Origin of the sequence: Salinicola sp. CPA57 (assembly GCF_003206035.1) — a bacterium.
Classification (GTDB): domain Bacteria; phylum Pseudomonadota; class Gammaproteobacteria; order Pseudomonadales; family Halomonadaceae; genus Salinicola; species Salinicola socius.
On sequence record NZ_PZJR01000001.1, the window covers coordinates 86,553 to 111,437 of the forward strand.

The following is a 24,885-nucleotide window of genomic DNA, read 5'->3' on the forward strand; positions in this document are numbered from 1 at the left end:
GCGACTCGACAGCCGATGGCGAAAGTGCCAACAATGCGCAAACGCCATCATTTCGAGGGATCAGTCATGTCGATAACGGTCACGGTCTTGGACGACTATCAGGGATGCTGTGCCTTTCTCGATGCCGCCCACGAACTCGACGGCAGCGATGTGCGCCTGGACATCGAACATCGACATCTCGACGACCAGGCGCTGCCCGCCCGCCTGGCGGACAGCGACGCCATCATCCTGATCCGCGAACGCACCTCGTTGACCCGCGAACTGCTTGAGCAGCTGCCGAATCTCAAGCTGGTGGTCCAGACCGGGCGACTCTCCTCGGCCATCGATGTCGAGGCCTGCCAGGAACTGGATATCGCCGTACGCGACGGTGGCGGCTCGCCAATCGCGCCGGCGGAGCTCACCTGGCTGCTGATCATGGCGGGCTGTCGGCGTCTGGGCGGCTATCTCGCCCGACAGGCCGAGGGTGACTGGCAGCGCACCAACCAGCTCCTGGAGGCGGAGTCGCTGGGCCACACCGTCCACGGGCGTACGCTGGGCATCTGGGGTCTGGGCAAGATCGGCAATCTGGTTGCCGGTTACGCCCAGGCCTTCGGCATGAACGTCGTCGCACACGGTCGGGAAAGCAGCGCCGGACGTGCCTTCGAAATGGGCGTCGAATTCGAGCCCGATCGTCACGCCTTCCTTGCCCGCTGCGACGTGATCAGCCTGCATCTCAAGCTCGATGGCGATACCCGAGGCATGATCACGCCGGCGGACCTTGCCGCGATGCGCGCCGATGCGCTCTTGGTCAACACCAGCCGTGCCGAGCTGATCCGCCCCGGTGCGCTGCTCGACGCCCTCGATGCCGGGCGTCCCGGGGCGGCCGCGCTGGACGTATTCGAGAACGAGCCCGCCGGTGCCAACGCTTACCAGGCCCATCCCCGGGTGCTGGCGACCCCGCATATCGGCTTCGTCGAGAAGGACACCTACGAGCTCTATTTCTCGACCGCGTTTCGCCAGGTCCGGGAGTTCTTTGCCGGCTAGAGCGCAAAACGACAACCCCGGCCGAGGCCGGGGTTGTCGTGGATATCGCCAAGTCTGGCGTCGTGGCGCAGGCGCTACTGCCCGAACAGGTGCTTGCGCGCCTCGTCGGTCATTTCCACGTTGTTCTGCGGATTGATCTCTTCCGCCCTGGCGTAGGCGACCCTGACCGCCTCGCGCTGGCCGATCTGCTCGAACCAGCGCTGCAGGCTGGGATAGTCTTCCAGGTCCATGCCCTGCTTCTCGTAGGGCTTGATCCACGGCCAGATCGCCATATCGGCAATGGAGTAATCATCGCCGGCGACGAAATCGTTATCGTCGAGCTGCTTGTCCAGCACGCGGTAAAGCCGCGAGGTCTCGTTCATGTAGCGTTCGACGGCGTAATCGATCTTCTTCGGCGCGTAGTTGCGAAAGTGATGGTTCTGGCCCGCCATCGGCCCCAACCCGCCCATCTGCCAGTTGAGCCACTGCAGCACGCGATAGCGCTGGCGCCCGCTCTTGGGCAGGAACTTGCCACTCTTGTCGGCCAGATATTCGAGGATCGCGCCGGATTCGAACAGCGACAGCGGCTGACCGCCATCGGCCGGCGCACGATCGACGATCGCGGGAATACGGTTGTTGGGGGCGATCTCGAGAAACTCAGGCGTGAACTGCTCGCCCTTGCCGATATTGACCGGATGAATACGATAATCGAGACCCGCTTCCTCGAGAAAAAGCGTGATCTTGTGACCGTTGGGGGTCGTCCAGTAGTAGAGATCGATCATCACAGGCTCCTGTCGTGACGCCCGGCGGTAAGCCGGATGCTGTCAGGATAGGCTTTGCGCGAGGCGGCGTCTTCCGACATCGCCCCGCGCCGTTCAAAAGCGCCTGCTCGATCGGCTAAAGCTCGCGATCAGTTGGCATAGCCGCCGTCGATATCGACGATCCGTGTGGCATTGCGGCCGACGCCGCCATGCAGATCCAGCATTCGCTGGAACCAGGCGTAGACCGGGTCGGCGTTGGAGATCAGATCGGCCGCGGAGGTGACCCGCGCCCACATGAACGCGCCCACCACCAGATAGTCCGATGCGCCCGCTTCGTCGCCTTCCAGAAACGGCGATTCTTCCAGTCGACCGCGCATCGGCTCCAGTGCCTTGTCGAGCATCGATAGCCCCTGGCTCGGCGAGTGCATCTCCTCCAGCGTGCGGCCGAACGCCTTTTCGCGCGTGGTACGGAAATAGTCACGGTCGTCGGGATGCACGGCGTTGAATACGTCCATCAGGATGGTGCGCATGACGCCCGGCGCCAGCGAACGCTCAGCGTAGAACTTGAAGAATCTTGCCCGAGCCTCGGCCGTCTCGCCTCCCAGCAGCGGCTTGTCCGGATAGACGCGATCGAGATAGCGGAAGATTTCGTAGCTGTCGACGACCGTCTGGTCACCATCGACGAATACCGGCACCTTCGTCTGATCGGAGAAGGCGATCGCCTCCTTGTCGGTGAACTTCCACGGCACGAATTCGCAATCGAGCCCTTTATGCGCCAGCGCATACTTGACCCGCCAGCAGTAGGGAGAGAATCGCAGACGCTCGTCGCGCCCACACAGATCGAACATCTTACGGCCCATGTCACACTCCTCGTCAGATACGGCTGTCACGCTGCAGTGGTCGCAGCATGTCCAAGGGAGCGTGAGTCGTCAAACCCTGAACGCGCACGCTGACGATCCACATCGCGTCGGCGAAAATCGGAAATCGTTGCCATACTGTTACGGATAGCAGTCATACCGTGAGCCTGCGAGTCACCTTTTCAGGCAGGACTTTTCAGACAGGAGCACGGCGGGTTTACCACCTCGGATCGGTCACGAAGGAGTAGATCATGGTACGCCGACTCAAGGATGACGAGTTGCATGGCAAGCAGGGCAAACACGATGCGCCGGGCGGCGGCTGGCAGTCGATTCAGGCCACCGAGTCGCATTTCCTGCGTGAGAAGGTGCCGTTCAAGGGCAACGGCCTGATGTTCAAGATCAATCACCCGAACGGCGGGTTCGAGTGTCCGAGCTGCGCCTGGCCCAATCCGGAAAAGCCTGGCCCGGCGGAGTTCTGCGAAAACGGCGCCAAGGCGGTCGCCTGGGAGGCAACGGCCGCGCGGACCACGCCGGAATTCTTCGCCAGGCACACCGTCTCCGAGCTGCACGGCTGGTCGGATCACGCCCTCGAGAAGCAAGGGCGGCTGACGCACCCGATGCGCTACAACCCGGCGACCGACAAGTACGATCCGATCGACTGGGAGACTGCCTTCCGCGAGATCGGCGAGCGCGTCGCCGCCTTCGACCCGAAGCGAGTCGAGCTCTACACCTCGGGGCGCACCTCCAACGAGGCGGCATTCCTGTGGCAGCTCTACGGTCGCATGCTCGGCACGCACAATTTTCCCGACTGCTCCAACATGTGCCACGAGACCACCACCGTGGCCCTGCCCCAAAGTATCGGCGTGGGCAAGGCAACCACGGTGCTGGAGGATTTCGAACATGCCGATTGCGTCTTCCTGTTCGGCCAGAACGCCGGCACCAACAGCCCACGGATGATGGGGCTGCTGCACGAGGCGCGCCTGCGCGGCGCCGAGGTGATCACCTTCAACCCGCTGCGCGAACGGGCGCTGGTCAAGTTCGCCAACCCGCAGACGCCCAGGGACATGCTCACCAACCACGGCGTGCCGATCAGCTCGCAATATCACCAGGTCCGCATCGGCGGCGATATCGCCACGATTCAGGGCATCTGCAAGCACATTCTCGATGTCGACGACGAGGCTCGTGCCAGCGGCGCCAAGGGTGTCATCGACCACGATTTCATTGCGATGCACACCGATGGCTTCAGCGCGTTCGCGGATCACTGCCGCAACCTGAGCTGGGCGCGTATCGAGCGCCACAGCGGGCTCGAACGTGCGGCGATAGAGGAAGCCGCCCGGGCCTGGATGCGATCCGAGCGCGTGATCTGCTGCTGGGGCATGGGTATCACCCAGCACATCCGCGGCGGAGACAACGTCCATCAGATTCTCAACCTGCTGCTGATGGGCGGTCATATCGGCAGGCGCGGCGCCGGCGCCTGCCCGGTTCGTGGCCACTCCAACGTCCAGGGCGATCGCACCGTGGGGATCTTTCACAAGTCCGGCGAGGCATTCCTGGCGAAGATGGACGAGGTGTTCGGGATCGAATGTCTGCGCGAGCACGGTCACGACGTGTCGCTCTGCTGCGAGGCGATCCTGCGTGACGAGGTCGATGCGTTTCTCGGCATGGGCGGCAACTTCTTCCGCGCCATCGCCGACCAGGCCCGTGTCGCCGCCCACGTGGGCGACATCCCGCTCACCGTCCAGATTGCCACCAAGCTCAATCGCAGCCATCTGATACACGGCAAGGCGGCCTACCTGCTGCCGGCGCTGGCGCGCACCGAGAAGGACATCCAGGCCGGCGTCGAGCAGACCATTACCATCGAAGACGGCATGTGCAACGTTCAGGGCTCCAAGGGTGCCCTGGAGCCGGCGTCGGAGCATCTGCGCTCCGAGATCGCCATCGTTGCCGGCCTCGGCAAGGCGACGTTCGCCCCCAACCCGAAGGTCGACTGGGAGTGGCTCGCCGAGGATTACGCCCGCATCCGCGACAGGATCGAAGCGACGCAGCCGGATACCTTCTACGACTTCAATCAGCGCCTGGGGGAAAAAGGCGTCTTCCATCTCGATATCGCCGCCCGCGACCGGATCTGGAAGACCGACTCCGGCAAGGCCCACTTCCTGTTCCCCGACGACCATCTCACCGAAGATGCCTCCGAACCGGGCGACACCCACTTCCAGCTGCTGTCGATCCGCGGGCACGATCAGTTCAATACCACGGTCTACTCCCTGGATGACCGTTATCGGGATATCTACGGCACCCGCATGGTACTGATGATGAACCCCGCCGACATCGAGAAGCACGGTTTCCAAGCCGGCAACCGGGTCACGTTGAGGGCGGTGAGCGACGACGGTATCGAACGCCAGGTCTCGGGCTTCAAGATCATCGCCTACGACCTGCCGGAGAACTGTCTCGGCGCCTACTACCCGGAGGTCAACGATCTGATTCCGCTGGCCAATCGGGATCGGCAGAGCAACACCATCGCCGGCAAGTCGATTCCCGTGACGCTCGAGTTGATGTCCACCGAGCAGGTCGAAGCCGAGACCGGCGTGCTCGCCACCGGCTGACGGTTCTGTCGCCGGGCCATTTCACCGCACCCCGTGGCCGGGCCCTCTCTTGCCTCGACACCGTCGCCGCCTCGCCGTTCCGGTGAGGCGGCGATGTCCATTAGTCGCAGCGCCACCGCCAACCGCCCCCGTTTCCACCCCCGCCAATAGGCTCCTAACTCTTTTCCGTTCAAGGACTTGAAAAGCGATCCCATGTCCCGCCCCATAAAGGTCTGACCAATTAACCACGATTGGCAGTGACCCGTTCTGTGGTTATCTTCCGAGTCAATCGCCACGCCTGAGTATCGAGCGGAAGAATATCGACATCGGCCGGCGATCCGGCAAGCGCCATCGTCAGGTCGCGATGGCTACCGGCGACCTCCCACTGATAACAACGACACAGGGGCTCTCGATATGGATCACACGCTTCTCTCTCTGCTTGCCTTCCTGCCGCTGGTGCTGGCCGGTGTCCTGCTGATCGGTTTCCGCATGGCGGCACGGACGGCGATGCCGATCGTATTCGTCGTTGCAGTGCTGATCGCGCTGCTGGCCTGGGACATGACCGGCACCCGGGTGCTGGCCTCGACGCTGCAGGGGCTGATCATGACGGTCTCGCTGTTGTGGATCATCTTCGGCGCCATCCTGCTGCTCAACACGCTGAAGCACTCGGGTGGCATCATGGCGATCCGCAACGGCTTCTCCGGCATCAGTCCGGACCGTCGTGTGCAGGCTCTGATCGTGGCCTGGCTGTTTGGCTGTTTCATCGAGGGTGCCTCCGGTTTCGGCACGCCGGCCGCCGTGGCCGCCCCGCTGATGGTGGCACTGGGCTTCCCGGCGCTGGCTGCCGTGGTGGTCGGCATGATGCTGCAGTCGACGCCGGTTTCGTTCGGCGCCGTCGGCACCCCGATCGTGGTGGGTGTCACCGGTGGCGTGAATCAGGTAGCGATCGCCGATCAGCTCACCACCAACGGCTCGACCTGGGAGACCTATTTCCGCCTGATCACTTCGGAGGTGGTCGTCACCCACGGGATCATCGGTGTCTTCATGCCGCTGATCCTGGTCATCGTGATGGTGCGTTTCTTCGGCGAAAACCGATCCTGGACCGAAGGCTTGTCGATCACACCGTTCGCGCTGTTCGTCGGCGTCAGCTTCGTGGTCCCCTCGATGCTGGTCGGCGTCTTCCTGGGACCTGAATTCCCGTCGCTGCTGGGCGGCCTGATAGGGCTGGCGATCGTGGTCCCGGCGGCGCGCAAGGGCTTCCTGCTGCCCAAGGATACCTGGGACTTCCCGGAGCGCTCGAAATGGCCGGCAGAATGGATCGGCACCATCGAGATCAAGGTCGACGATGTCGCCGGCCGTGCGCCGATGTCGACGCTGCGGGGCTGGATGCCCTACGTCATCGTCGCCATCCTGCTGGTGATCTCGCGCACCATCCCCTCGGTCAAGGCGGGCCTGTCATCGATCAGTACCGGCTGGAGCAACATCCTCGGCGAACAAGGCGTCTCCGGTAGCGTCGAATGGCTGTATCTGCCCGGCGGCATCATCCTGATCGCCGTCATCTGCACGATCTTCCTGCATCGCATGCGCGCCCCCCAGGTCAAGGCCGCTTTTGCCGAGTCCTCCAAGACCATCTTCGGCGCCGGTTTCGTGCTGCTGTTCACGATTCCGATGGTGCGGATCCTGATCAACTCGGGCGTCAACGAGTCCGACCTGGTCTCGATGCCTGTCGCCATGGCCCAGCTGGTCGCCGATGGCGTGGGTCAGATCTATCCACTGTTCGCCCCGGCGGTGGGTGCGCTCGGTGCGTTCATTGCCGGCTCCAACACCGTCTCCAATCTGATGCTGGCGGCGTTCCAGTTCAATGTCGCCGAAGTGCTGGGCGTCTCCACCGCGATGATGATCTCGCTGCAGGCCGTGGGCGCCGCTGCCGGCAACATGATCGCGATTCACAACGTGGTTGCGGCTTCCGCCACCGTCGGACTGCTCGGTCGGGAAGGCACGACGCTGCGCAAGACGATCCTGCCGACGATCTACTACTGCCTGTTCGCGGGGATCATAGGGCTGCTCGCGTTCTATGTGTTCGGCTTCAACGACCCGCTCATGGGCGGATGACCAGACAGCGCGATCGACGTCAGGCGTTAACGCTCGAGGACTCCCGGCCACGGTCGGGAGTCGCGCCATTGCCACCCTTTTGGTCTGACCACTTTTCCTTTCGTTGGGCTTTTGGCTAATAGCCGCTGCCGAAGACCTTCCACAGAATGGTCGGATCACCGATGTGGAAAGCGCTTCCACAAAATCGTTTTCCCGAGCCGCACCCGATGCAAGATCAGCACCCAGGAGAGGCCATGGAACTGCTTTATGACGAGCGCATCGATGGCGATATCGCCGACGTCGACAAATCGGCGCTGATGGCGGCGATCCTGGCGGTCGCTCCCCAACTGACGGTGCTCGATCGCGAGGAGGACCTGCGACCGTTCGAGTGCGACGGCCTGTCGGCCTATCGCGTGGTGCCGATGCTGGTGGCCATGCCCACGACGCTGGCCGAGGTCGAGGCGCTGATGCGGGTCTGCTACGAGCATCATGTACCGGTAGTGACACGCGGCGCCGGCACCGGGCTTTCCGGCGGTGCGCTGCCGCTGGAAAAAGGCGTGCTGCTGGTGATGTCCCGCTTCAACAAGATCCTCAGCGTCGATGCCGATGCCCGCATCGCCCGCGTTCAGCCCGGCGTGCGTAACCTGGCGATCAGCGAGGCGGCGGCGCCTTTCGGTCTCTACTATGCCCCCGATCCGTCGTCGCAGATCGCCTGTTCGATCGGCGGCAACGTCGCCGAGAACGCCGGTGGCGTGCACTGCCTGAAGTACGGCCTCACCGTCCATAACGTGCTGAGCGTGGAGATCGTCACCATCGAGGGCGAGCGCATGACCCTCGGCGGCGAGTCGCTGGATACTCCCGGCTACGACCTGCTGGCGCTGTTCATGGGCTCGGAGGGGATGCTCGGGGTGATCACCGAGGTCACGGTGCGGCTGCTGCCCAAGCCGGAAGTGGCCAAGGTGCTGATGGCCTGCTTCGACGACGTCGAGCTGGCCGCCAGAGCAGTCGGGGACATCATCGCCGCTGGCTGCATTCCCGGCGGACTCGAGATGATGGATAACCTGGCGATTCGCGCCGCCGAGGATTTCGTTCACGCCGGCTATCCGGTCGAGGCTCAGGCGATCCTGCTATGCGAACTGGACGGCGTCGAGGTCGACGTGCAGGCCGACTGCGAGCGCGTTCGCGATCTGCTCAATGCCGCTGGCGCGACTAAGATCCAGCTCGCGCGCGACGATGCCGAACGACAGCTGTTCTGGGCCGGCCGCAAGGCCGCCTTCCCCGCCGTGGGCCGGATGTCGCCGGACTATTACTGCATCGACGGCACCATTCCGCGGCGTGAACTGCCGCGCGTGCTCAAGGGCATCAACGAACTGTCCGCGCATTACGGACTGCGGGTCGCCAACGTCTTCCACGCCGGCGATGGCAATCTTCACCCGCTGATCCTGTTCGACGCCAACCAGCCGGGCGAGCTCGAGACCACGGAGGCATTCGGCGGCAAGATTCTCGAGCTGTGCGTCGAGGCGGGCGGCACCATTACCGGCGAGCACGGCGTCGGCCGCGAGAAGCTCAACCAGATGTGCACGCAATTCGCCGACGACGAGATCACCCTGTTTCATGCGGTGAAGTCCGCCTTCGACGAGCGTCGCCTGCTCAATCCCGGCAAGAACATCCCGACGCTGGCCCGCTGCGCCGAATTCGGTGCCATGCACGTGCATCACGGTGAGCTGCCGCATCCCGAGCTGCCCAGATTTTGAGCTCTGATACGAGGCATAGCGCCACGCCGCTTCAGAAACAGGAATCACGCCCATGACTCATCTGCAGGATCAGCGGCCGGAATACACCCCGGCGGACGAACCCGGGCCGGATGCGCTGGCGGGCAACGACGATAGCGAGGCGCTCTGCGAGCAGGTCGCGCGCGCCCAGGCCGAGCGAGCCACGCTGCGAATCGTCGGCGGCGACACCAAGGCGTTCTACGGTCGCCAGGTCGATGCCGCGCAGTCGCTCTCCACCACCGGCCACCACGGCATCGTGCATTACGATCCGGTGGAACTGGTAGCGACCGTGCGCGCCGGCACTCGGCTTCGCGATCTCGAACGGGTGCTCGCCGACAACGGCCAGCGCCTCGCCTTCGAACCACCGCACTTCGGTGACAACGCCACGGTGGGCGGCATGGTCGCCGCCGGACTTTCCGGCCCCCGCCGCCCGTGGGTTGGCGCCGTGCGCGATTTCGTGCTCGGCGTTCGCGTCATTACCGCTGAGGGCAAGCTGCTGCGATTCGGCGGCGAGGTGATGAAGAACGTTGCCGGCTACGATCTCTCGCGGTTGATGGTCGGCGCCCAGGGCACGCTCGGGGTGCTGACCGAGATCTCTTTCAAGGTGTTGCCGCTGCCCCAGGCACGCGCCTGCCTGCGGTTCGAACTGCCGCTGGCCGAAGCGCTCGATCGGTTGACGGCCTGGGGTCGAGAACCCTTGCCGATCACCGGTGCCGCTCATGATGGCCAGACGCTGCACCTGAGACTCGAGGGCGGCGAAGGCTCGGTGACGGCCACGCGTCAGCGCCTTGGCGGTGAAGCGGAAGAGCCGCTGTTCTGGGAACAACTTCGCGAGCAGCGGCTGCCCTTCTTCGCTGACGCGCTCGAGACTTCTGCCACCCTGTGGCGTCTGTCGCTGCCGGCGCTGGCCCGCACGCCGGCGCTCGAGGGCGACTGGCTCGTCGATTGGGCCGGTGCCCAACGCTGGCTGAAAGGTTCCGAGGGACGCGGTGTCGAGGGCGACCCGCAGGCCGACGCCCACATTCACGAGGCCGCCATCGCGGTCGGCGGTCACGCCACACGCTTCACGCCCGATGCCAGCGGCGCGTCACCGTTCACGCCGTTGGCGCCGGTGCTGGCCAAGTATCACCGCCAGCTCAAGAACCGACTCGATCCTCAGTCGATTTTCAATCCCGGCCGGCTCTACGCCGAGTGGTGAGGAGACTTCCATCCCATGCAGACCCATTTCTCCGAAGCCGCCCGCACGAAGCCTCATATTGTCGAGGCCGATCGCATTCTGCGCACCTGCGTGCACTGCGGCTTCTGCAATGCCACCTGCCCAACCTATCAACTGCTGGGTGACGAGCGCGACGGTCCCCGCGGGCGCATCTATCTGATCAAGGAGCTGCTGGAGAGCGATGACGGCGATGCCCGGATCACCGAGGAAACTCAGCTGCATCTGGATCGCTGCCTGAGCTGTCGCAGCTGCGAGACGACCTGCCCTTCAGGCGTCGAATACCACAAACTGCTGGATATCGGGCGTGCCGAGATCGACCGCCGAGTCGGTCGCCGGCCCGGCGAGCGCGTGATGCGACTGGGCCTGCGCACGGCGCTGGTCGAACCCAAGCGCTTTCAGGCCCTGCTGGCCCTGGGCCAGACGTTTCGACCTTTGGCGCCACAGGATCTGCGCGACAAGATTCCGGCCCGCCAGCCGCAACGGCAACCCTATCGCCAACAACGCCCCGACCCTGCCCGCCACGACCGCCAGATGCTGATCCTGGAAGGCTGCGTGCAGCCAGGGCTGGCGCCGAACACCAACGACGCCACGGCACGGGTGCTCGACCGGCTGGGTATCGGTGTCAAGCCGGCCCGGGAAGCCGGCTGCTGTGGCGCCATCGACTTTCACCTCAATGCCCAGGCCGCTGGGCGCGAACGCATGCGTGCCAATATCGATGCGTGGTGGCCGCTGATCGAAAACGGAGGAGCCCCCGGGGAAACCGGCGTGGAAGCGATCGTCCAGACCGCCAGCGGCTGTGGCGCCTTCGTCAAGGAGTATGGCGAAATGCTGGCCGACGACCCCGAGTATGCCACCAAGGCCAGGCGCGTCAGCGAGCTGGCCAAGGACCTGGTCGAGATCCTGCGGGAGGAGGATCTGGAAGCGCTGGGCACGCGCCATCCGGCAGCACGGCTGGCGTTTCACTGCCCGTGCACTTTACAGCATGCGCAGAAACTGGGGGGAGCCGTCGAAGGCGTGCTCATGCGGCTGGGGTTCACGCTCGCCCCGGTGCAGGACTCGCACCTCTGCTGCGGCTCCGCCGGTACCTATTCGATCACCCAGCCGACGCTGGCCAAGCGGCTGCGCGACAACAAGCTGGACGCGCTGGAAGCGCAAGCGCCGGATACCATCGTCACCGCCAATATCGGCTGCCAGAGTCATCTCAATGGCGCCGGACGCACGCCGGTACGCCACTGGATCGAACTGGTGGATGAATGCCTGGACACCGCCTGACACCAGGCGCCAGTCCTCCCATAACGCTTGATCGTTGACCATAACCCAACGGATTCCTCACAGGAGAACCCTGATGTTTACCCAAGCCGCACTCGAACTCACCGACGTCAACACCATCCTGGATGCCGCGCAGACCGAAGCCGAAGCGCAAGGCTGGGCGGTCACCATCGCCGTCGCCGATAACGGCGGCCATCTGCTCGGCCTGCGTCGCATGAATGGCGCCGCGCCTTTCAGCGCTGGCGTGGCCACCGAAAAGGCGCGCAACGCGGCGATCGGGCGCAAGGAGACCCAAGTCTTCGAGGATATGATCAACAATGGCCGCACCGCCTTCGTGACCGCCCCGATGACGGCGCTGCTGGCCGGCGGGGTGCCGGTCATTCACGATGGCCACGTGATCGGCAGTGTCGGCGTATCGGGAGTGAAACCGGACCAGGACGTCCAGGTTGCCAAGGCCGGTGTCGAAGCTGTCGGCTAGGCTTTGTCTGAAAAGTCGACGAGCGAAGGCAAGACCGGGCTGGCGTACCAGTTTCCGGGATGTCAATGAGCATCTTGATCGGACTGGCGCACCATCCGATTTTTAACACCGTATGAGCAAGCGCAGTACTTTTCAGACATAGCCTAGGTCCGGTCGCCACGGCGGATAAGCCGGGCCGTTCTCCATGCACCACTGTCAGGATCGTCACGACTCACAGAAGCGCCACGACTGACCTTTTCATTGTTCCGATTCTCCCCTCCAGCGGCCGCGTTCGGCCGCTTTTTTTCGTCTCGATGCTGGCCGGTTGCAGCGGCCCTAACGCTAACGCGCTTCGGCTATCGCTTGAATCGACCTCTTTGTATGCTGTATACAATCTCGGACAGCACGACACATAACAAGCTCAAGAACGCTAGAGGTGCGAAATGACTTCACGGAATGCCCGACCACCGGGGCCTGGTGCCCTCTGTCTGATCCTTGCCAGTTTCGCCGTCATCATGTCGACGGTGCTGATCCTCAAGATTCCGGTGGCGCTGGCGCTCTTTGCCGCCTGGTTCGCCATGTTCGCGATCGGCAAAGGGTTGGGGCACGCCTACGACTCGCTACAGCAGGGTGCGCTCGACGGGATCCGCAGCGGGCTCGAAGGCGTTCTGATCATCGTGACCGTCGGTGCCCTGATCGGCGGCTGGATCGCCGGTGGCATCGTTCCCAGCGTCATCTATTACGGCGTGTCGCTGATCGACCCCGCATGGTTCCTGCCGGCGGCGTTTCTGATCTGCGCCCTCACCGGCCTGGTCACGGGTACGTCCTTCGGCGCGGTCGGCACCATCGGGATCGCCATGATGGGCATCGGCCACGGTTTCGAACTGCCGCTGCCGGTCGTTGCCGGCGCGGTCATCTCCGGCGCCTACGTGGGCGACAAGCTCTCGCCGCTTTCCGATACCACCGTGCTGACGGCCTCCATCTGTGAAGTGCCGCTGATCGAGCACGTGCGCTCCATGCTCTACACCGGCGTCCCTTGCGTGAGCCTGGCAACCGTCGGTTTCGCCATCGCCGGCAATCACTTCTCCAGCGCCGACTACGACATGCAGCAGGCCGATGCGGTCATGAATCAGCTCGACGCGCACTTCTCGATCTCGCTCTGGCTGCTGCTGCCCATCCTCGCCACACTGGTGCTGCTGGCCCTGCGCAAGCCGGCGCTGCCGGTCATCGCCATCGGTGCGGTACTCGGCGTCACCTGCGCCTGGGCAATCCAGGGCAGTACGCCGCTGCAGGCCGTCACTGCACTCTATGCCGGCAATCAGGGCGACTACGGCGACGGCTACCTCGCCAGCATCCTCAACCGCGGCGGCATGGTGTCGATGCTACCGGTGATCGCCATCGTCATCTTCGCGCTGGGCCTCGGCGGACTGATGGAACGTCTGGGCGTGCTGGAAACCATCGCCAACGCGCTGACGAAGATGGTGCACCGCAGCACTGGCAGGCTGACGCTCGCCACCATGGCCTGCGGTTTCTTCGGCACGATCTTCGGCGGCGCGGCGTATGTCGCCATCTTCACGGCCGCGTCGATGACCCGAAACATCTACGACCGGCTGGGGCTTGCGCGGGTGGTGCTGTCACGCAACGTCGAGGCCGGCGGCACGCTCTCCACGCCGATGATTCCATGGACCAGCGGCGCCGTCTTCATGGCGACCACCACCGGTGTCGCTACCGCCGACTACCTGCCCTTCCTCTGGTACCACTGGCTGGTGATGGCGTTTTCGCTGCTCTACGGCTTCACCGGTTTCGCCATGTGGCAACGCCCGCAGACCGATGTCGAACCCGCCCATTGATTTTCGTTTTCTGGAGACACCCGAATGACCCATACCAACGGCAGCTCGCAATCCTACGTCGCCGACGCGCGCAACGAGGACGTCATCGTCTACGTCGACGGCGAATTCAAACCCAAGAGCCAGGCGACGGTGTCGATCTTCGACAGCGGTTTCGTGCTGGGTGATGGCGTGTGGGAAGGTATTCGCCTGGTGAACGGCAAGCTGGTCGCACTCGACCAGCACATGAAGCGCCTCTATCAGGGGGCGGCGTCGATCTCACTGGATATCGGTGTCGACCGCGACGAACTGGTCGGCCTGATCCACGAGACGCTGGCGAAAAACGACATGACCGACGGCGTTCATATCCGTTTGATGGTCACCCGCGGCCTCAAGAGCACGCCCAACCAGGACCCGCGATTCCTGCTCGGCGAGGCGACCATCGTCATCGTTGCCGAGCACAAGGTGATCGACAAGGCGGCCAAGGCGAAGGGGCTGACGCTGTTCACGTCGACGTTTCGCTGCAGCTCGCCGGACGTGTTCGATCTCAGGCTCAACTCCCACAGCCGACTCAACTTCATTCAGGCCCTGATCCAGGCGATCAACGCCGGGGCCAACGAGGCGCTGATGCTCGACCCTCACGGTTTCGTCGCCAGCTGCAACTCCACCAACTTCTTCATCGTTCGCGATGGCGAGCTGTGGACCTCAACCGGCCGTTACAACTTCAACGGCATCACCCACAAGACAGTCATGCGTCTGGCCCGCGACAACGGTATCGTCGTTCGCGAGACGGACTATACCCTGGCAGAGACCTACACTGCCGACGAGGCTTTCGTGACCGGCACGCTTGGCGGTCTGACACCGGTCTATCAAATCGACGGACATGCTATCGTGAACCCCCAAAGCGAAAGCCTTACGGCACGTCTGGCGGCGCTCTACGACGCCTACCTGCACGCCTGAAGGCCTCCATTCCAACCGCTGGAACCGAATGTTCACCACCGACATCGAGCAGATACCCGGGCGACGCACACTCTGGGAACAGACCGCACAGCGTCTACAGACGCTGATCGCCAACGGCACGATTGCGCCGGGGACACGACTGACCGAGAACGCGCTCGCCAAGCAGCTCGGGGTCAGTCGCGCTCCCTTGCGCGAAGCGATTCGGCACCTGATGAATATCGGACTGCTGATCAGCGAGCCCTACAAGGGCGTGCGGGTACTCGAGCTGACCAGCGAAGGGCTGCATCAACTCTACGAGTACCGCACCGGGATCGAGCAGATGGCGTTTCGCAGCCTGTGGCCCAAACGCAGCGCAGAGAGTTTCGCGGATCTCGACCGGCGTCACGCCCGCCTGCTCGAGGCAATCGACAGCGGCGACAGTGCGCTTGCCATCGATCGTGAGCTGGAGCTGCATCAGTGGTGCTACGAACTCAGCGGCAATGCCCTGCTGATCGATGCCTGGGGGCGAGTCAAGCCGCATCTGCGCTGCTATTTCGTCCTGCATCAGCGGGCACACAACCGATCCGGCCCGGCGCGCCAGTCCCACGACCGCTATTTGGAGCATGCCAAGGGAGAGTCCCTGCCGGCGGCGCTCGACTTCATCGAAGCGCACATGAAGCAGGGGTTCGATCAGGTAATCGACCACGTCGGCTGACGCGGCGCGAGCGGCGCAAACATCGGCATCGACGGCCCGCGCCTTAGCGCTTCTTGCGACCCTGCGCTGAACGGCCGGCGCTCTTGCCGCTTCGGCGGGCATCAGGTTTGCCCGGTTTCGATGACGCCGCCTTGGACTGGCTCGGCCCGCCGTTGCCGGACTTCGTGGCGTGTTGCCCTGCCGGCTTGCCCCTGGCGCCAGGCTTGCCCTGGGTGGCCTTCGGATTGCCTTTGGCGCCGGGTTTTCCGTTCGCCGTTGGCTTTCCCTTCATGGCCGGTTTGCGCTTCGCGGCCGGCTTGCCCTTCTCTGCAGACCTGCCCTTCCCCGGGGGGGTGGCCGAGCCCCGCGCGCCCGATTTCGCGGCGTGACGGCTGGCGGGGCCACCCTTGCCACCCGCGCTGGGCGGCTTGTTCTTCGCGCCACCGGCCGAGCTATTCCCTGGCCCATGACCGGCGCTTTTCGCACCCGCTTTCGACGCCGACCTGGCGCGGGGTGACTGGCCCTTGTCGGCCACCTTCTCGGACTGCTGGGTCAGCGCGAGAATACCGTCGAGTTCCTTTTCGGTCAGATCCCGCCAGTCGCCCAGCGCCAGACCCTTGAGCGCCACGTTCATGATCCGGGTACGAATCAGCTGAGTGACTTCATAGCCGAAATACTCGCACATGCGGCGTATCTGTCGGTTGAGCCCCTGCACCAGGGTAATGGTGAACACGAACGTGGACTCTTTGCGCACCTGGCAGCGCTTCGTCACCTTGCCCAGAATCGGCACGCCACTTTGCATGCCGTCGATGAATTCGTCGGTGACCGGCTTGTTGACCGTCACCTGATACTCTTTCTCATGATGATTGTTGGCGCGCAGGATCTTGTTGACCAGATCGCCGTTGTTGGTCAGGAAGATCAGCCCCTGGGAATCCTTGTCGAGTCGGCCGATGGGAAAGATTCGCGCGCCGTGTTTCACGAACTCGACGATATTGTCCTTCTCGCTGGACTCGGTCGTGCTGACGATACCCACCGGCTTGTTCAGCGCGATCAGGATCAGATCCTCCGCTTCCTGAGGCTCGATCTCCTGCCCATTGACCTTGACCCGATCCCCCGCCACCACCTGGTCGCCGGTCGTCGCTCGGCGCCCGTTGATCCATACGTTGCCCTGCTCCACGAAACGGTCGGCTTCACGGCGAGAGCACATCCCGCTTTCGCTGATGTACTTGTTGATACGGGTCGATTGTCGTAACGCCATAAAACACCGTGGTGGCCAGATAGTTGATAAAGAGATGGCTCGGAGTCGTCCACTCCCCGAAGGCGTCAGCCCTCCCAACCGAGGACGACGCGTCCGGGTAGTTTGACGCTCAAGCCGCGGGGATAAAACCTGGACCCGTCGATAGCGTCTTCTCTACGACTGCCGGGGGAACTTGTCGGCCCGAAAAGTTCTACCTGAGAGAACAATATAGCCTCTGTCAATATTCTTTAGTCGTAATTCATGGTCTTGAGATTGACCCCGTTCCCGAGCCGACATAATTTCCACTGTCGGAACAGGTTCTATAAGAGAGAATAATGGAGACGTCATGAAACTGCTGTCCTTGAAACCATCCGCACTCTGTGCGGCGCTCACGTTGGCAACGCTGTCCCTGTCGGCCCAGGCGGCCGGTCCGAGCGGGAAGATCGACTGTATCGCGCCCGCCAATCCCGGCGGCGGCTGGGATTTCACCTGCCGCAGCGTGGGGCAGGTACTGAGTGAAATCGGCGCCATCGACGGCAGCGTCCAGACCACCAACATGCCAGGCGCCAGCGGTGGCGTCGCATTCTCTCACGTCGTCACCAAACGGGCCGGTCAGAACGACGTCATCGTTTCGGCGTCGACGTCCACCACCACCCGCCTGGCCCAGCATCAGTTTCCGGGCTTGGACGCCGACATGGTCAACTGGGCCGGCACCGTCGGCGCCGACTACGGCGTCATCGCGGTGAGCAAGGATTCTCCCTACCGGACCCTCGAGGATCTGCTCTACGCGATGGAGCAGAAACCCTCCAGCGTCAGTTTTGCCGGCGGCAGTGCCAGCGGGGGCTGGGATCATCTCAAGGTACTGATGATGGCCCGCGCCGACGGCATCAAGCCGCTGAACAAGATCAAGTATCTTCCGTTCGACGGCGGCGGCGAAGCGATGACGCAGGTCGTCGGCGGTCATATCGACGCCTTCTCCGGAGACGCCTCGGAGATTCTGGGTTTCGTCGAATCGGGCGATCTTCGCGTTCTCGCCGTACTCGCCGATGGCCGCCTGCCCGGTGCGCTCAACGACTTCCCCACTGCCAAGGAACAGGGCGTGGATGTCGAAGGCATCAACTGGCGCGGCTTCTACCTACCGCCGAAACTCTCCGACGAAGACGTCGCCTGGTGGGAAGATGCCCTGCACAAGGTGTACGAAAGTCAGGAGTGGAAGGACGTCATGCGTCAGAACGGGCTGATTCCGTTCGACCGTAGCGGCGACGACTTCAAGGATTACGTCCACCAGCAGATCGCCGATATCGAAGAGATCTCCAAGGAAGTCGGCCTGATCCAGTAAGCCTGATCCGGCGGGTCTGATCTGGCGAGCCTGATTTGGTAAGTCCAGTCCGACACGGCGGTTCCACAAGCGGGTTCAGCAGCAAGGTAAATCTCGATTCCTGCTCGCAATCAGCTGGCAACTCGTTGGCAACGGGACGACTCGCTACCGAGCCGTCCGTTGTATCACGCGAACGCCGATTTTCAGGAGGTGCGCAGCGCGCGTGGCCATTGGCGTTCGAGACGCGGGGCGTACTGTGTCAGTAGCGGCATGTGGCGGTCCTTGGCGGCCAGGTTGAATCGCTCGCTCGGACCCGACAACGCCAGCGCGCCCATCAACTCCCCTTCACCGTTATAGATGCCGATGGCCGCCGCCGACAGGCCGGCCTGGCGCTCTCCGCTCGACACCGCGACCTGGCCCCGGGGTGTCTCGTAATTGAGCACCCGGCCCGCCGCACCGCGACCCAGAGGCAGTCTGACGCCTTCCTCGAGGTGGTGGCGCACCTCCAGCCGACCGTTTTCGCGCAGCCGACAGATACGATGGTCGCCATCGCGGACGTAGAAAGAGGCGGTCTCTTCGCTGGCGTCGCGCAGCGATTCCAGAATCGGCCGCACCAGATTCTCGAGCTGCGGTCCGTCGCCCGCCAGCGGCGCCAGGCGCGACACGGCGGGGCCGACCCGGTAGATGCCGCGCTCGTCACGGGTGACGTAGCCGAAATGCTCCAGCGACGCCATCAGCCGCAGGATGGTGCTCTTGTAAAAACCCGAGGCGTTGGCGAGTTCGGTCAACGAGAACTCTCGCCGCTCCTGGGAGAACGCCTCGAGCAGAGTCAGGGCTCGCTCGACGGCCTCCACACGTCGCTGGGCCATGGGACGCTCCTTTCGATCGTGGATATTTTCTGTCACGGACATTTGACTTGAACTAATGGCGAATGTTGCGACAGACAAAACGCTATTGCAACCAACTCGCACCGAACATATTCTCTCTGAAAGAATTTGTTTCATCAGGAGGAATGATGTCATCGCCGTTAACCGGTTATCGGGTACTCGATCTGACCAACGTGCTGGCCGGCCCGTTCTGCTGCCATCAACTGGCTCATCTGGGGGCCGAGGTGATCAAGGTCGAACGACCCCAGGGTGGCGATCTGGCCCGCCAGCTCGGCGCGGACCCCGCGCTCAATCAGGCGCTGATGGGGGTTTCCTTCCTCGCCCAGAACGCCGGCAAACGTTCGGTGACGCTCGACTTCAAGCGACCGGAAGAGCGTGAAGCCTTTCTCGAACTGGTCGCCACCGCCGATGTCGTGGTCGAGAACTTCCGCCCCGGCGTGATGCAGCGCCTCGGGCTCGGTTTCGAGACCTTGCGCCAGGCCAATCCCGAACTGGTCTACTGCGCGATTTCCGGTTTCGGCCAGGACGGCCCGCTGGCCAACTATCCGGCCTACGACCAGATCATTCAGGGCATGGCCGGCGTGATGAGCATCACCGGCGCGCCGGAGAACGCACCCTACCGGGTCGGCTATCCGCTGGCCGACACCGTTGGCGGCCTGACGGCGGCGATGGCGATCAACGCGGCACTAGCGGAGCGCCCGCGCAAGGCACACTTCATCGATATCTCGATGCTCGAGTCCGTGCTCGCCACCATGGGCTGGGCGGTATCCAACCTGCTCATCGCCGGCAAGCCGCCGCAGCCGCTCGGTAACGACAACGTGACCGCGAGCCCTTCCGGCACCTTCTCCACGGCCGATGGGTTGATCAATATCGCCGCCAACAAGCAGGAGCAGTTCGAAGCGATCTGCCATTTGCTCAGACGCCCCGAATGGCTGACGGATACGCGATTTGCCCAGCGCCAGGCACGGCTGGATAACCGACAGGCGCTGAGCGACTGCATCGAGGTGGTGCTGAAACAGGAAACGACCGAGTACTGGTGGCCACGCCTGGTCGAAGCCGGCGTGCCCGCCGGGCCTGTCTACAGCGTCGCCGAAGCGCTGGCCCACCCCCAGGTTCGCGACCGCGGGCTGATCGAGCGATTCGACGACACCTCGATCGGCCGACCGCTGGAGGTGGTCAGCGGCGGTTATCGCTTCGATGACCAGCCACCGCGGGTAGCGTCGCCGCCGCCTCGGCTAGGCCAGGACAACGCCACCCTGCTTTCCGCTCACGCCGCCAACGACGAATAGAACCGGAGATATCTCATGACCGACGCTCACACGCCCGAATACCAGGCTCAGCAGTGGTGGAAAACCGACATCATCGATATGCGCCCCGGCGAGATCCGCTATCGCGGCTACCCGATCGAGGAGCTGATCGGCAACGTCGGCTTTACCGACATGGTGTGGCTGATGACTCGCGGTGAGCTGCCCACCCGAGCGCAGGCGGCGCTGCTGGAAGCGGCGTTGATGAGCGCTGTCGATCACGGTCCGCAGGCCCCGAGCATCGCCATCGCACGGATGGCGGTGACCTGCGGCAGCAGCCTCAACAACGCCATGGCCTCGGCCGTCAACGTGCTCGACGACGTCCACGGCGGCGCTGGCGAACAGGCCGTCGAGCTGTACCAGTCGATCCTCGAATACCAGCTTGGCGGGCACAAGCTGGAAGCCGCCGTCCAGGAAGGGATTGCCGCCTGGCAGCGAGAACGAACCAAAATCATTCCCGGCTTCGGTCACCGCTTCCATCCGGTCGATCCCCGCGGGCCGCGACTGCTGGAACTGGTCGAGGAAGCCGCCGGTCGCGGCGAGGTGGATGGCAATTTCGTCGCCATTGCCCGCGAGGTCGAACGCCAGCTCATCGCCATGAAAGGCAAGCCGATTCCGCTCAACATCGACGGTGCTACCGCCGTGATCTATGCCGAACTGGGCTTTCCCGCCCCGCTGGCTCGCGGCCTGTTCTGCCTGTCGCGCTCGGTGGGCATCCTCGCCCACGCCTGGGAACAGCAGTGCCAGGGCGGTCGCAACAAAGGACCGATGCCCAAGGGTTGGCTGTGGCCCTACGGCGGTCCGGCCAAGCGTCCGGTACCAAGCCGGGGCTGATCTCTCTTGAACGGCGGCCGTTCAAGTCTGGTGAAACACACGCCCGGCGGTGGTCGCGTTGATCTCGCCGATGCGAATCACGAAGTCGCCGAAGGGCTCGCCATCTTCACGCTCGGTGGCGTAGCGCTGGATCAGCGGCGTCAGCGCCTCGAGAATGGTCGCTTCGTCGATGTTCTCGCGGTAGAGCTTGTTCAGCCGTTGGCCGCTGAAACCGCCGCCAAGATAGAGGTTGTAATGCCCCGGCGCCTTGCCGACGAAGCCGATCTCGGCCAGGTACGGACGCGCGCAGCCGTTGGGGCAGCCGGTCATGCGCACGATGATGGCATCGTCGGCGAGCCCAGCCTTGCGCATCACGGCGTCGAGCCGGTCGATCAGCGACGGCAGGTAGCGCTCGCTTTCCGCCATCGCCAGCCCGCAGGTCGGGAATGCCACGCAGGCCATGGCGTTGCGTCGCAGCGGCGAAGTTTCCGCGACCAGCCGATGACGGTCCAGCAGCGCGTCGATGGCCCCGCGCCGGGACTCTTCGACCTGGGTAATGATCACGTTCTGATTGGTGGTCAGAACCAGATCGCCGTCATGCTGCTCGGCGATCTCGCGCAGACCGGTGCGTAGCTGCGGGCCATCCGGGAAGTCGGCGATGCGGCCGTTCTGGACGAACAGGCCATAGTGCCAACGACCGTCATCGCCTTGTATCCAGCCCAGCCGATCGCCGTTGTTGTCGAAGTGATAGTCGTGCGCCGGTGCCAGCGATTCGCCCAGTTGCCGTTCCACCTCCAATTTGAACGCGTCGAGTCCCATCTCCTCGACGGTATATTTCAGTCGTGCCTGCTTGCGATCGCGGCGATTGCCGTTATCGCGCTGGACCAGCATGATCGCTTCCGCGACGGCGGGCGCGGCTTCCGGCGAACAGTATCCGATGGGATCGGAAAGGCGCGGAAAGGTCGACGGCTCGCCATGGGTCATGCCCATGCCACCGCCGATGCAGACGGTAAAGCCGTGAAGCTCGCCGTCGACCACGTCGGCGATGAAACCGACGTCGTGGGCGAACAGATCGACATCGTTCTCCGGCGGAATCGCCAGTGCCACCTTGAACTTGCGTGGCAGATAATGGCGCGTATAGAGCGGCTCCCGTGGGTCGATCGGCTCGTGGTCGTCTCCCACCTTCACTTCCGGCTCAGCGCGCTCCGATTCACTCTTCGATCCACGTTCCTGGGCCCCACCGGCGACACGCTCCTCGCCGAGGAAGATTTCGTGATAGGCGCGGGTGCTGGGCAGTAGTCGGGTACTGATCCGGTGACTCAACTCGTAAACCTGACGATGAACGGCCGAGCGATGCGGATTGGCGGTGCAGATCACGTTGCGGTTGACGTCGCCACAGGCGGCGATGGTGTCCACCATGGCCTGATGGATCGTCTGCAGGTGCGGCCGCAGATTTTCCTTCAGCACGCCATGGTACTGAAAGGTCTGCCGTGTGGTGATGCGCAGCGTGCCGTTGGCGTAGCGTGACGCCACGTCGTCGAGGGTCTGCCACTGCGCCGGCGTGACCAGACCGCCGGGCAGCCGCAATCGCACCATGAAGCTGTAGAGCGGTTCGAGTTTCTGATGCCGGCGCTCGTCGCGCAGGTCTCGATCATCCTGCTGGTAAAAGCCGTGGAACTTGGTCAGTTGGGTATCGTCCTCGGCGACGGCACCGGTAGCACGGTCGGCCAGACCCTCTTCGAGCGTCCCCCGCAGGTAATCGCTTTCAACCTTGAGCCGCTCGTTGGGATGCAGCTCATCCAAGGGTACGTCACGCAATTTGGCGATGATGTCCATGTTGGCGCTCCTACGCTTAATAGATGTCGCGCTGATACCGCTTCTCCTGCTGCATCTCGCGCAGATAATCGTCGGCGCCGGCCTCGCCGTGCCCACCCTGCTCACGGATGACGTCGCGCAGCGCCTGATGCACGTCCGGCGCCATGAACTCGGCATCGCCACAGACGTAGACATACGCCCCTGCTTCGAGCCAGGCATAGAGCGTTTCAGCCTGTTCGCGCAGACGATCCTGAACGTAGACCTTGTCGGCCTGATCGCGAGAGAAAGCGACATCCAATCGCGTTAGCAAGCCATGCTGGCGCCACTTGAGCCATTCCGATTGATACAGAAAGTCGCTGCGGAAGCGTCGGTCACCGAAGAACAGCCAGTTGTCGCCGCCGGCGCCACGCTCCTCGCGTTCCTGCAGGAAAGCGCGAAACGGGGCAACGCCGGTGCCGGGGCCGATCATGATCAAAGGCGCCTCGTCATCGTCCGGCAGCTTGAACTGCTTGTTGCGGTCGATATAGATCGGCACGCGATCGCCGGGCTCGATGCGATCCGCCAGGTAGCTCGTGGTGACGCCGTTGCGGGCGCGGCCGTGCGTCTCGTAGCGCACCACGGCGACGGTGAGATGCACTTCGTCGGGCACGGCTGCCTGGCTCGAAGCAATGGAATAGAGCCGTGGCGGCAACTTGCGCAGCGCCGCCGAAAACTGGGCGGCATCGATCCCCTCGACCGGGAACTGCTCGACCACATCGATGATCTGGCGCCCGTGAAGCCAGTCACGCAGTTCATCGCGGGCCTCTTCACCCAGCAGCCGGCGCAATTCCGGCGCCTGCGACCATTCGGCCCATTGCTGCAGGAACGGCCGCGTCAGCGTCGTCACCTCGAAGTCCGTCAGCAGCGCGTCCCGCAGCATGCGCCCCTCTTCCAGCGGCGATTCGGCATCGAACTTGAGCATCTCGATCAGCTCGTCGACGTGGCCAGGGTCGTTCTGCGGCACCACGCCGACCGCATCGCCCGGCAGATATTCGAGCCCCGACTCTTCCAGCGACAGTTCGAGATGCAGGGTCTGCTTGTCCGAGTCGCGACCGTTGAGCGGCTGGCTGGTCAGCACTTCGGCCAAAAACGGATGCTTCTTGGAGTAGCGTGGCTGAACGTGTTGCGAAGCGTCGGTTGCGGCGACCTGAGTCGGTGGCGGCGTGGCGAGATCCCCGGCCAGCGACTCGAGCACCTCGTCGATCCAGGTTTCGGCCGTCTCTTCATAATCCACGTCGCAATCCATCCGCTCGTGGATCGCTTCGCCACCGAGCTCTGCCAGCCGGGCGTCGAACTCCTTGCCGGTCTGGCAGAAGTGCTCGTAGCTGGCGTCGCCTAGCCCCAGCACGGCAAAACGCAGCCCCGCGAGTTTGGGCGCCTTGCGGCCCATCATCAGCTCGTGGAATTCGAGCGCCGGGTCGGGCGGATCGCCGTCGCCCTGGGTGCTGACGACGACCAGCAACCGCTCGACCGCCTTCAGCGTCTTCTTGCTGGCATCCGCCATGCTCAATAGCGTGACGTCGAAGCCCTGGGCACGGGCACGCTCGGCGGCCAGCTCGGCCACCCCCTCGGCATTGCCGGTCTGGCTGCCGTAGAGCACGGTCAACGTGGTGGACGCTGTCGGCGTTGTCTGCGAGGCCCCGGCCTGCGTCGTCCCTGCTGCGGCCTGGGCGCCGAGACCGGCCAGATAACCGCTCAACCACTGGCGCTGGGAGGCATCCAGATCCGCCAGCGCCTGCTGCACGCGCTTGGCCTGATCGGCACTCAGGGGGCTGTTGGTGTCGGTCAGCGAGTTGGGAGCCATCCATGACCTCTCGGCATATCCGGTAACCGATCAACCGGTAATTGAACGAAACGGCGCAAAGCGCGCTCTCGACATCGATTGGCTAAAGCCTAGTCGGTTAACCGTTGAGTGTTGGGGCGAGTGAAAAGAATCAAAAAGTCCGATCGGCGCTGTGCTTATTCCATCGAACGATCACGCTTCATTGGATCGCGCGCTGTGTCCC

General features: G+C 63.7%; 19 protein-coding genes. 13 read left to right on the top strand and 6 right to left on the bottom strand.

From position 1 onward, the window contains the following. Positions 1 to 66 precede the first annotated feature (66 nt). Complete coding sequence (locus DOM36_RS00355) at positions 67 to 1,023, top strand: D-2-hydroxyacid dehydrogenase family protein (RefSeq protein WP_232823681.1); 957 nt, start codon at positions 67 to 69, stop codon at positions 1,021 to 1,023. Between the two features lie 74 nt (positions 1,024 to 1,097). Here the strand turns inward: DOM36_RS00355 and DOM36_RS00360 are convergent, their stop codons facing one another. Together DOM36_RS00360 and DOM36_RS00365 are read right to left on the bottom strand one after the other, a co-directional pair. Then, entirely contained in the window at positions 1,098 to 1,784 is a 687-nt protein-coding gene (locus tag DOM36_RS00360; protein WP_075568283.1) for a glutathione binding-like protein, read from the bottom strand. A gap of 128 nt (positions 1,785 to 1,912) precedes the next feature. After that, positions 1,913 to 2,623 carry a glutathione S-transferase N-terminal domain-containing protein gene (locus DOM36_RS00365; protein WP_075568284.1) on the bottom strand — a complete coding sequence of 237 codons (711 nt, stop codon included), beginning with the start codon at positions 2,621 to 2,623 and terminating at the stop codon, positions 1,913 to 1,915. A 248-nt stretch (positions 2,624 to 2,871) separates the two neighbouring features. On the opposite strand from DOM36_RS00365, the gene DOM36_RS00370 reads away from it, so the two are divergent. From DOM36_RS00370 to DOM36_RS00410, 9 genes are all read left to right on the top strand, one after another. Continuing rightward, entirely contained in the window at positions 2,872 to 5,223 is a 2,352-nt protein-coding gene (locus DOM36_RS00370) for an FdhF/YdeP family oxidoreductase (protein WP_110640517.1), read from the top strand. A 393-nt stretch (positions 5,224 to 5,616) separates the two neighbouring features. Next, a complete protein-coding gene (locus DOM36_RS00375; protein ID WP_110640519.1) occupies positions 5,617 to 7,314 on the top strand; it encodes an L-lactate permease in 1,698 nt (565 codons plus the stop codon). A 233-nt stretch (positions 7,315 to 7,547) separates the two neighbouring features. Beyond that, positions 7,548 to 9,047 carry a glycolate oxidase subunit GlcD gene (glcD, locus tag DOM36_RS00380; RefSeq protein ID WP_110640521.1) on the top strand — a complete coding sequence of 500 codons (1,500 nt, stop codon included), beginning with the start codon at positions 7,548 to 7,550 and terminating at the stop codon, positions 9,045 to 9,047. A gap of 52 nt (positions 9,048 to 9,099) precedes the next feature. Further along, a complete protein-coding gene (gene glcE / locus DOM36_RS00385) occupies positions 9,100 to 10,263 on the top strand; it encodes a glycolate oxidase subunit GlcE (RefSeq protein ID WP_110640523.1) in 1,164 nt (387 codons plus the stop codon). Positions 10,264 to 10,278: 15 nt separating this feature from the next. Further along, positions 10,279 to 11,553: a glycolate oxidase subunit GlcF gene (glcF, locus tag DOM36_RS00390; protein WP_075568289.1), complete on the top strand. Its 1,275-nt coding sequence runs from the start codon at positions 10,279 to 10,281 to the stop codon at positions 11,551 to 11,553. Between the two features lie 73 nt (positions 11,554 to 11,626). Further along, the gene (locus DOM36_RS00395) at positions 11,627 to 12,028 is read left to right on the top strand and encodes a heme-binding protein (protein ID WP_075568290.1); all 402 of its coding nucleotides are present in this window, start codon (positions 11,627 to 11,629) and stop codon (positions 12,026 to 12,028) included. 422 nt (positions 12,029 to 12,450) lie between these two features. After that, entirely contained in the window at positions 12,451 to 13,857 is a 1,407-nt protein-coding gene (gene nhaC / locus DOM36_RS00400; RefSeq protein ID WP_075568291.1) for a Na+/H+ antiporter NhaC, read from the top strand. Positions 13,858 to 13,881: 24 nt separating this feature from the next. Beyond that, positions 13,882 to 14,793 (top strand): aminotransferase class IV, encoded by a 912-nt coding sequence (locus DOM36_RS00405; RefSeq protein ID WP_075568292.1) that lies wholly within the window; start codon positions 13,882 to 13,884, stop codon positions 14,791 to 14,793. Between the two features lie 28 nt (positions 14,794 to 14,821). Next, complete coding sequence (locus tag DOM36_RS00410) at positions 14,822 to 15,487, top strand: GntR family transcriptional regulator (RefSeq protein ID WP_075568293.1); 666 nt, start codon at positions 14,822 to 14,824, stop codon at positions 15,485 to 15,487. Positions 15,488 to 15,530: 43 nt separating this feature from the next. Here DOM36_RS00410 and rluF read toward each other — a convergent pair whose 3' ends face one another. Continuing rightward, the gene (gene rluF, locus DOM36_RS00415; RefSeq protein ID WP_110640525.1) at positions 15,531 to 16,724 is read right to left on the bottom strand and encodes a 23S rRNA pseudouridine(2604) synthase RluF; all 1,194 of its coding nucleotides are present in this window, start codon (positions 16,722 to 16,724) and stop codon (positions 15,531 to 15,533) included. 325 nt (positions 16,725 to 17,049) lie between these two features. Here rluF and DOM36_RS00420 point away from each other — a divergent pair, with 325 nt between their 5' ends. Beyond that, positions 17,050 to 18,042 (top strand): tripartite tricarboxylate transporter substrate binding protein, encoded by a 993-nt coding sequence (locus tag DOM36_RS00420; RefSeq protein ID WP_110640527.1) that lies wholly within the window; start codon positions 17,050 to 17,052, stop codon positions 18,040 to 18,042. A 182-nt stretch (positions 18,043 to 18,224) separates the two neighbouring features. Here DOM36_RS00420 and DOM36_RS00425 read toward each other — a convergent pair whose 3' ends face one another. Then, on the bottom strand, positions 18,225 to 18,890 hold the full coding sequence (locus tag DOM36_RS00425) for a helix-turn-helix domain-containing protein (protein WP_075568296.1): 666 nt from the start codon (positions 18,888 to 18,890) through the stop codon (positions 18,225 to 18,227). 146 nt (positions 18,891 to 19,036) lie between these two features. Between DOM36_RS00425 and DOM36_RS00430 the strand changes: the two genes are divergently transcribed. Further along, the gene (locus DOM36_RS00430; protein WP_198651148.1) at positions 19,037 to 20,197 is read left to right on the top strand and encodes a CoA transferase; all 1,161 of its coding nucleotides are present in this window, start codon (positions 19,037 to 19,039) and stop codon (positions 20,195 to 20,197) included. A 15-nt stretch (positions 20,198 to 20,212) separates the two neighbouring features. Next, positions 20,213 to 21,046: a citryl-CoA lyase gene (locus tag DOM36_RS00435; protein ID WP_110640531.1), complete on the top strand. Its 834-nt coding sequence runs from the start codon at positions 20,213 to 20,215 to the stop codon at positions 21,044 to 21,046. Between the two features lie 21 nt (positions 21,047 to 21,067). On the opposite strand, the gene DOM36_RS00440 is transcribed toward DOM36_RS00435, so the two are convergent. Together DOM36_RS00440 and DOM36_RS00445 are read right to left on the bottom strand one after the other, a co-directional pair. Next, complete coding sequence (locus tag DOM36_RS00440) at positions 21,068 to 22,861, bottom strand: NADPH-dependent assimilatory sulfite reductase hemoprotein subunit (RefSeq protein WP_110640533.1); 1,794 nt, start codon at positions 22,859 to 22,861, stop codon at positions 21,068 to 21,070. 16 nt (positions 22,862 to 22,877) lie between these two features. Next, a complete protein-coding gene (locus tag DOM36_RS00445; protein WP_110640535.1) occupies positions 22,878 to 24,683 on the bottom strand; it encodes an assimilatory sulfite reductase (NADPH) flavoprotein subunit in 1,806 nt (601 codons plus the stop codon). Positions 24,684 to 24,885: the final 202 nt, after the last annotated feature.

What these genes read in the sequence shown, in the direction of transcription:
- DOM36_RS00430 (WP_198651148.1), top strand. Translation starts at nt 19,037, where the DNA reads ATGTCATCGCCGTTAACCGGTTATCGGGTACTCGATCTGACCAACGTG.
- DOM36_RS00405 (WP_075568292.1), top strand. Translation starts at nt 13,882, where the DNA reads ATGACCCATACCAACGGCAGCTCGCAATCCTACGTCGCCGACGCGCGC.
- DOM36_RS00365 (WP_075568284.1), bottom strand. Translation starts at nt 2,623, where the DNA reads ATGGGCCGTAAGATGTTCGATCTGTGTGGGCGCGACGAGCGTCTGCGA.
- DOM36_RS00375 (WP_110640519.1), top strand. Translation starts at nt 5,617, where the DNA reads ATGGATCACACGCTTCTCTCTCTGCTTGCCTTCCTGCCGCTGGTGCTG.
- DOM36_RS00425 (WP_075568296.1), bottom strand. Translation starts at nt 18,890, where the DNA reads ATGGCCCAGCGACGTGTGGAGGCCGTCGAGCGAGCCCTGACTCTGCTC.
- glcE (WP_110640523.1), top strand. Translation starts at nt 9,100, where the DNA reads ATGACTCATCTGCAGGATCAGCGGCCGGAATACACCCCGGCGGACGAA.
- DOM36_RS00410 (WP_075568293.1), top strand. Translation starts at nt 14,822, where the DNA reads ATGTTCACCACCGACATCGAGCAGATACCCGGGCGACGCACACTCTGG.
- rluF (WP_110640525.1), bottom strand. Translation starts at nt 16,724, where the DNA reads ATGGCGTTACGACAATCGACCCGTATCAACAAGTACATCAGCGAAAGC.
- DOM36_RS00420 (WP_110640527.1), top strand. Translation starts at nt 17,050, where the DNA reads ATGAAACTGCTGTCCTTGAAACCATCCGCACTCTGTGCGGCGCTCACG.
- glcD (WP_110640521.1), top strand. Translation starts at nt 7,548, where the DNA reads ATGGAACTGCTTTATGACGAGCGCATCGATGGCGATATCGCCGACGTC.
- glcF (WP_075568289.1), top strand. Translation starts at nt 10,279, where the DNA reads ATGCAGACCCATTTCTCCGAAGCCGCCCGCACGAAGCCTCATATTGTC.
- DOM36_RS00440 (WP_110640533.1), bottom strand. Translation starts at nt 22,861, where the DNA reads ATGGACATCATCGCCAAATTGCGTGACGTACCCTTGGATGAGCTGCAT.
- DOM36_RS00435 (WP_110640531.1), top strand. Translation starts at nt 20,213, where the DNA reads ATGACCGACGCTCACACGCCCGAATACCAGGCTCAGCAGTGGTGGAAA.
- DOM36_RS00370 (WP_110640517.1), top strand. Translation starts at nt 2,872, where the DNA reads ATGGTACGCCGACTCAAGGATGACGAGTTGCATGGCAAGCAGGGCAAA.
- nhaC (WP_075568291.1), top strand. Translation starts at nt 12,451, where the DNA reads ATGACTTCACGGAATGCCCGACCACCGGGGCCTGGTGCCCTCTGTCTG.
- DOM36_RS00395 (WP_075568290.1), top strand. Translation starts at nt 11,627, where the DNA reads ATGTTTACCCAAGCCGCACTCGAACTCACCGACGTCAACACCATCCTG.
- DOM36_RS00360 (WP_075568283.1), bottom strand. Translation starts at nt 1,784, where the DNA reads ATGATCGATCTCTACTACTGGACGACCCCCAACGGTCACAAGATCACG.
- DOM36_RS00355 (WP_232823681.1), top strand. Translation starts at nt 67, where the DNA reads ATGTCGATAACGGTCACGGTCTTGGACGACTATCAGGGATGCTGTGCC.
- DOM36_RS00445 (WP_110640535.1), bottom strand. Translation starts at nt 24,683, where the DNA reads ATGGCTCCCAACTCGCTGACCGACACCAACAGCCCCCTGAGTGCCGAT.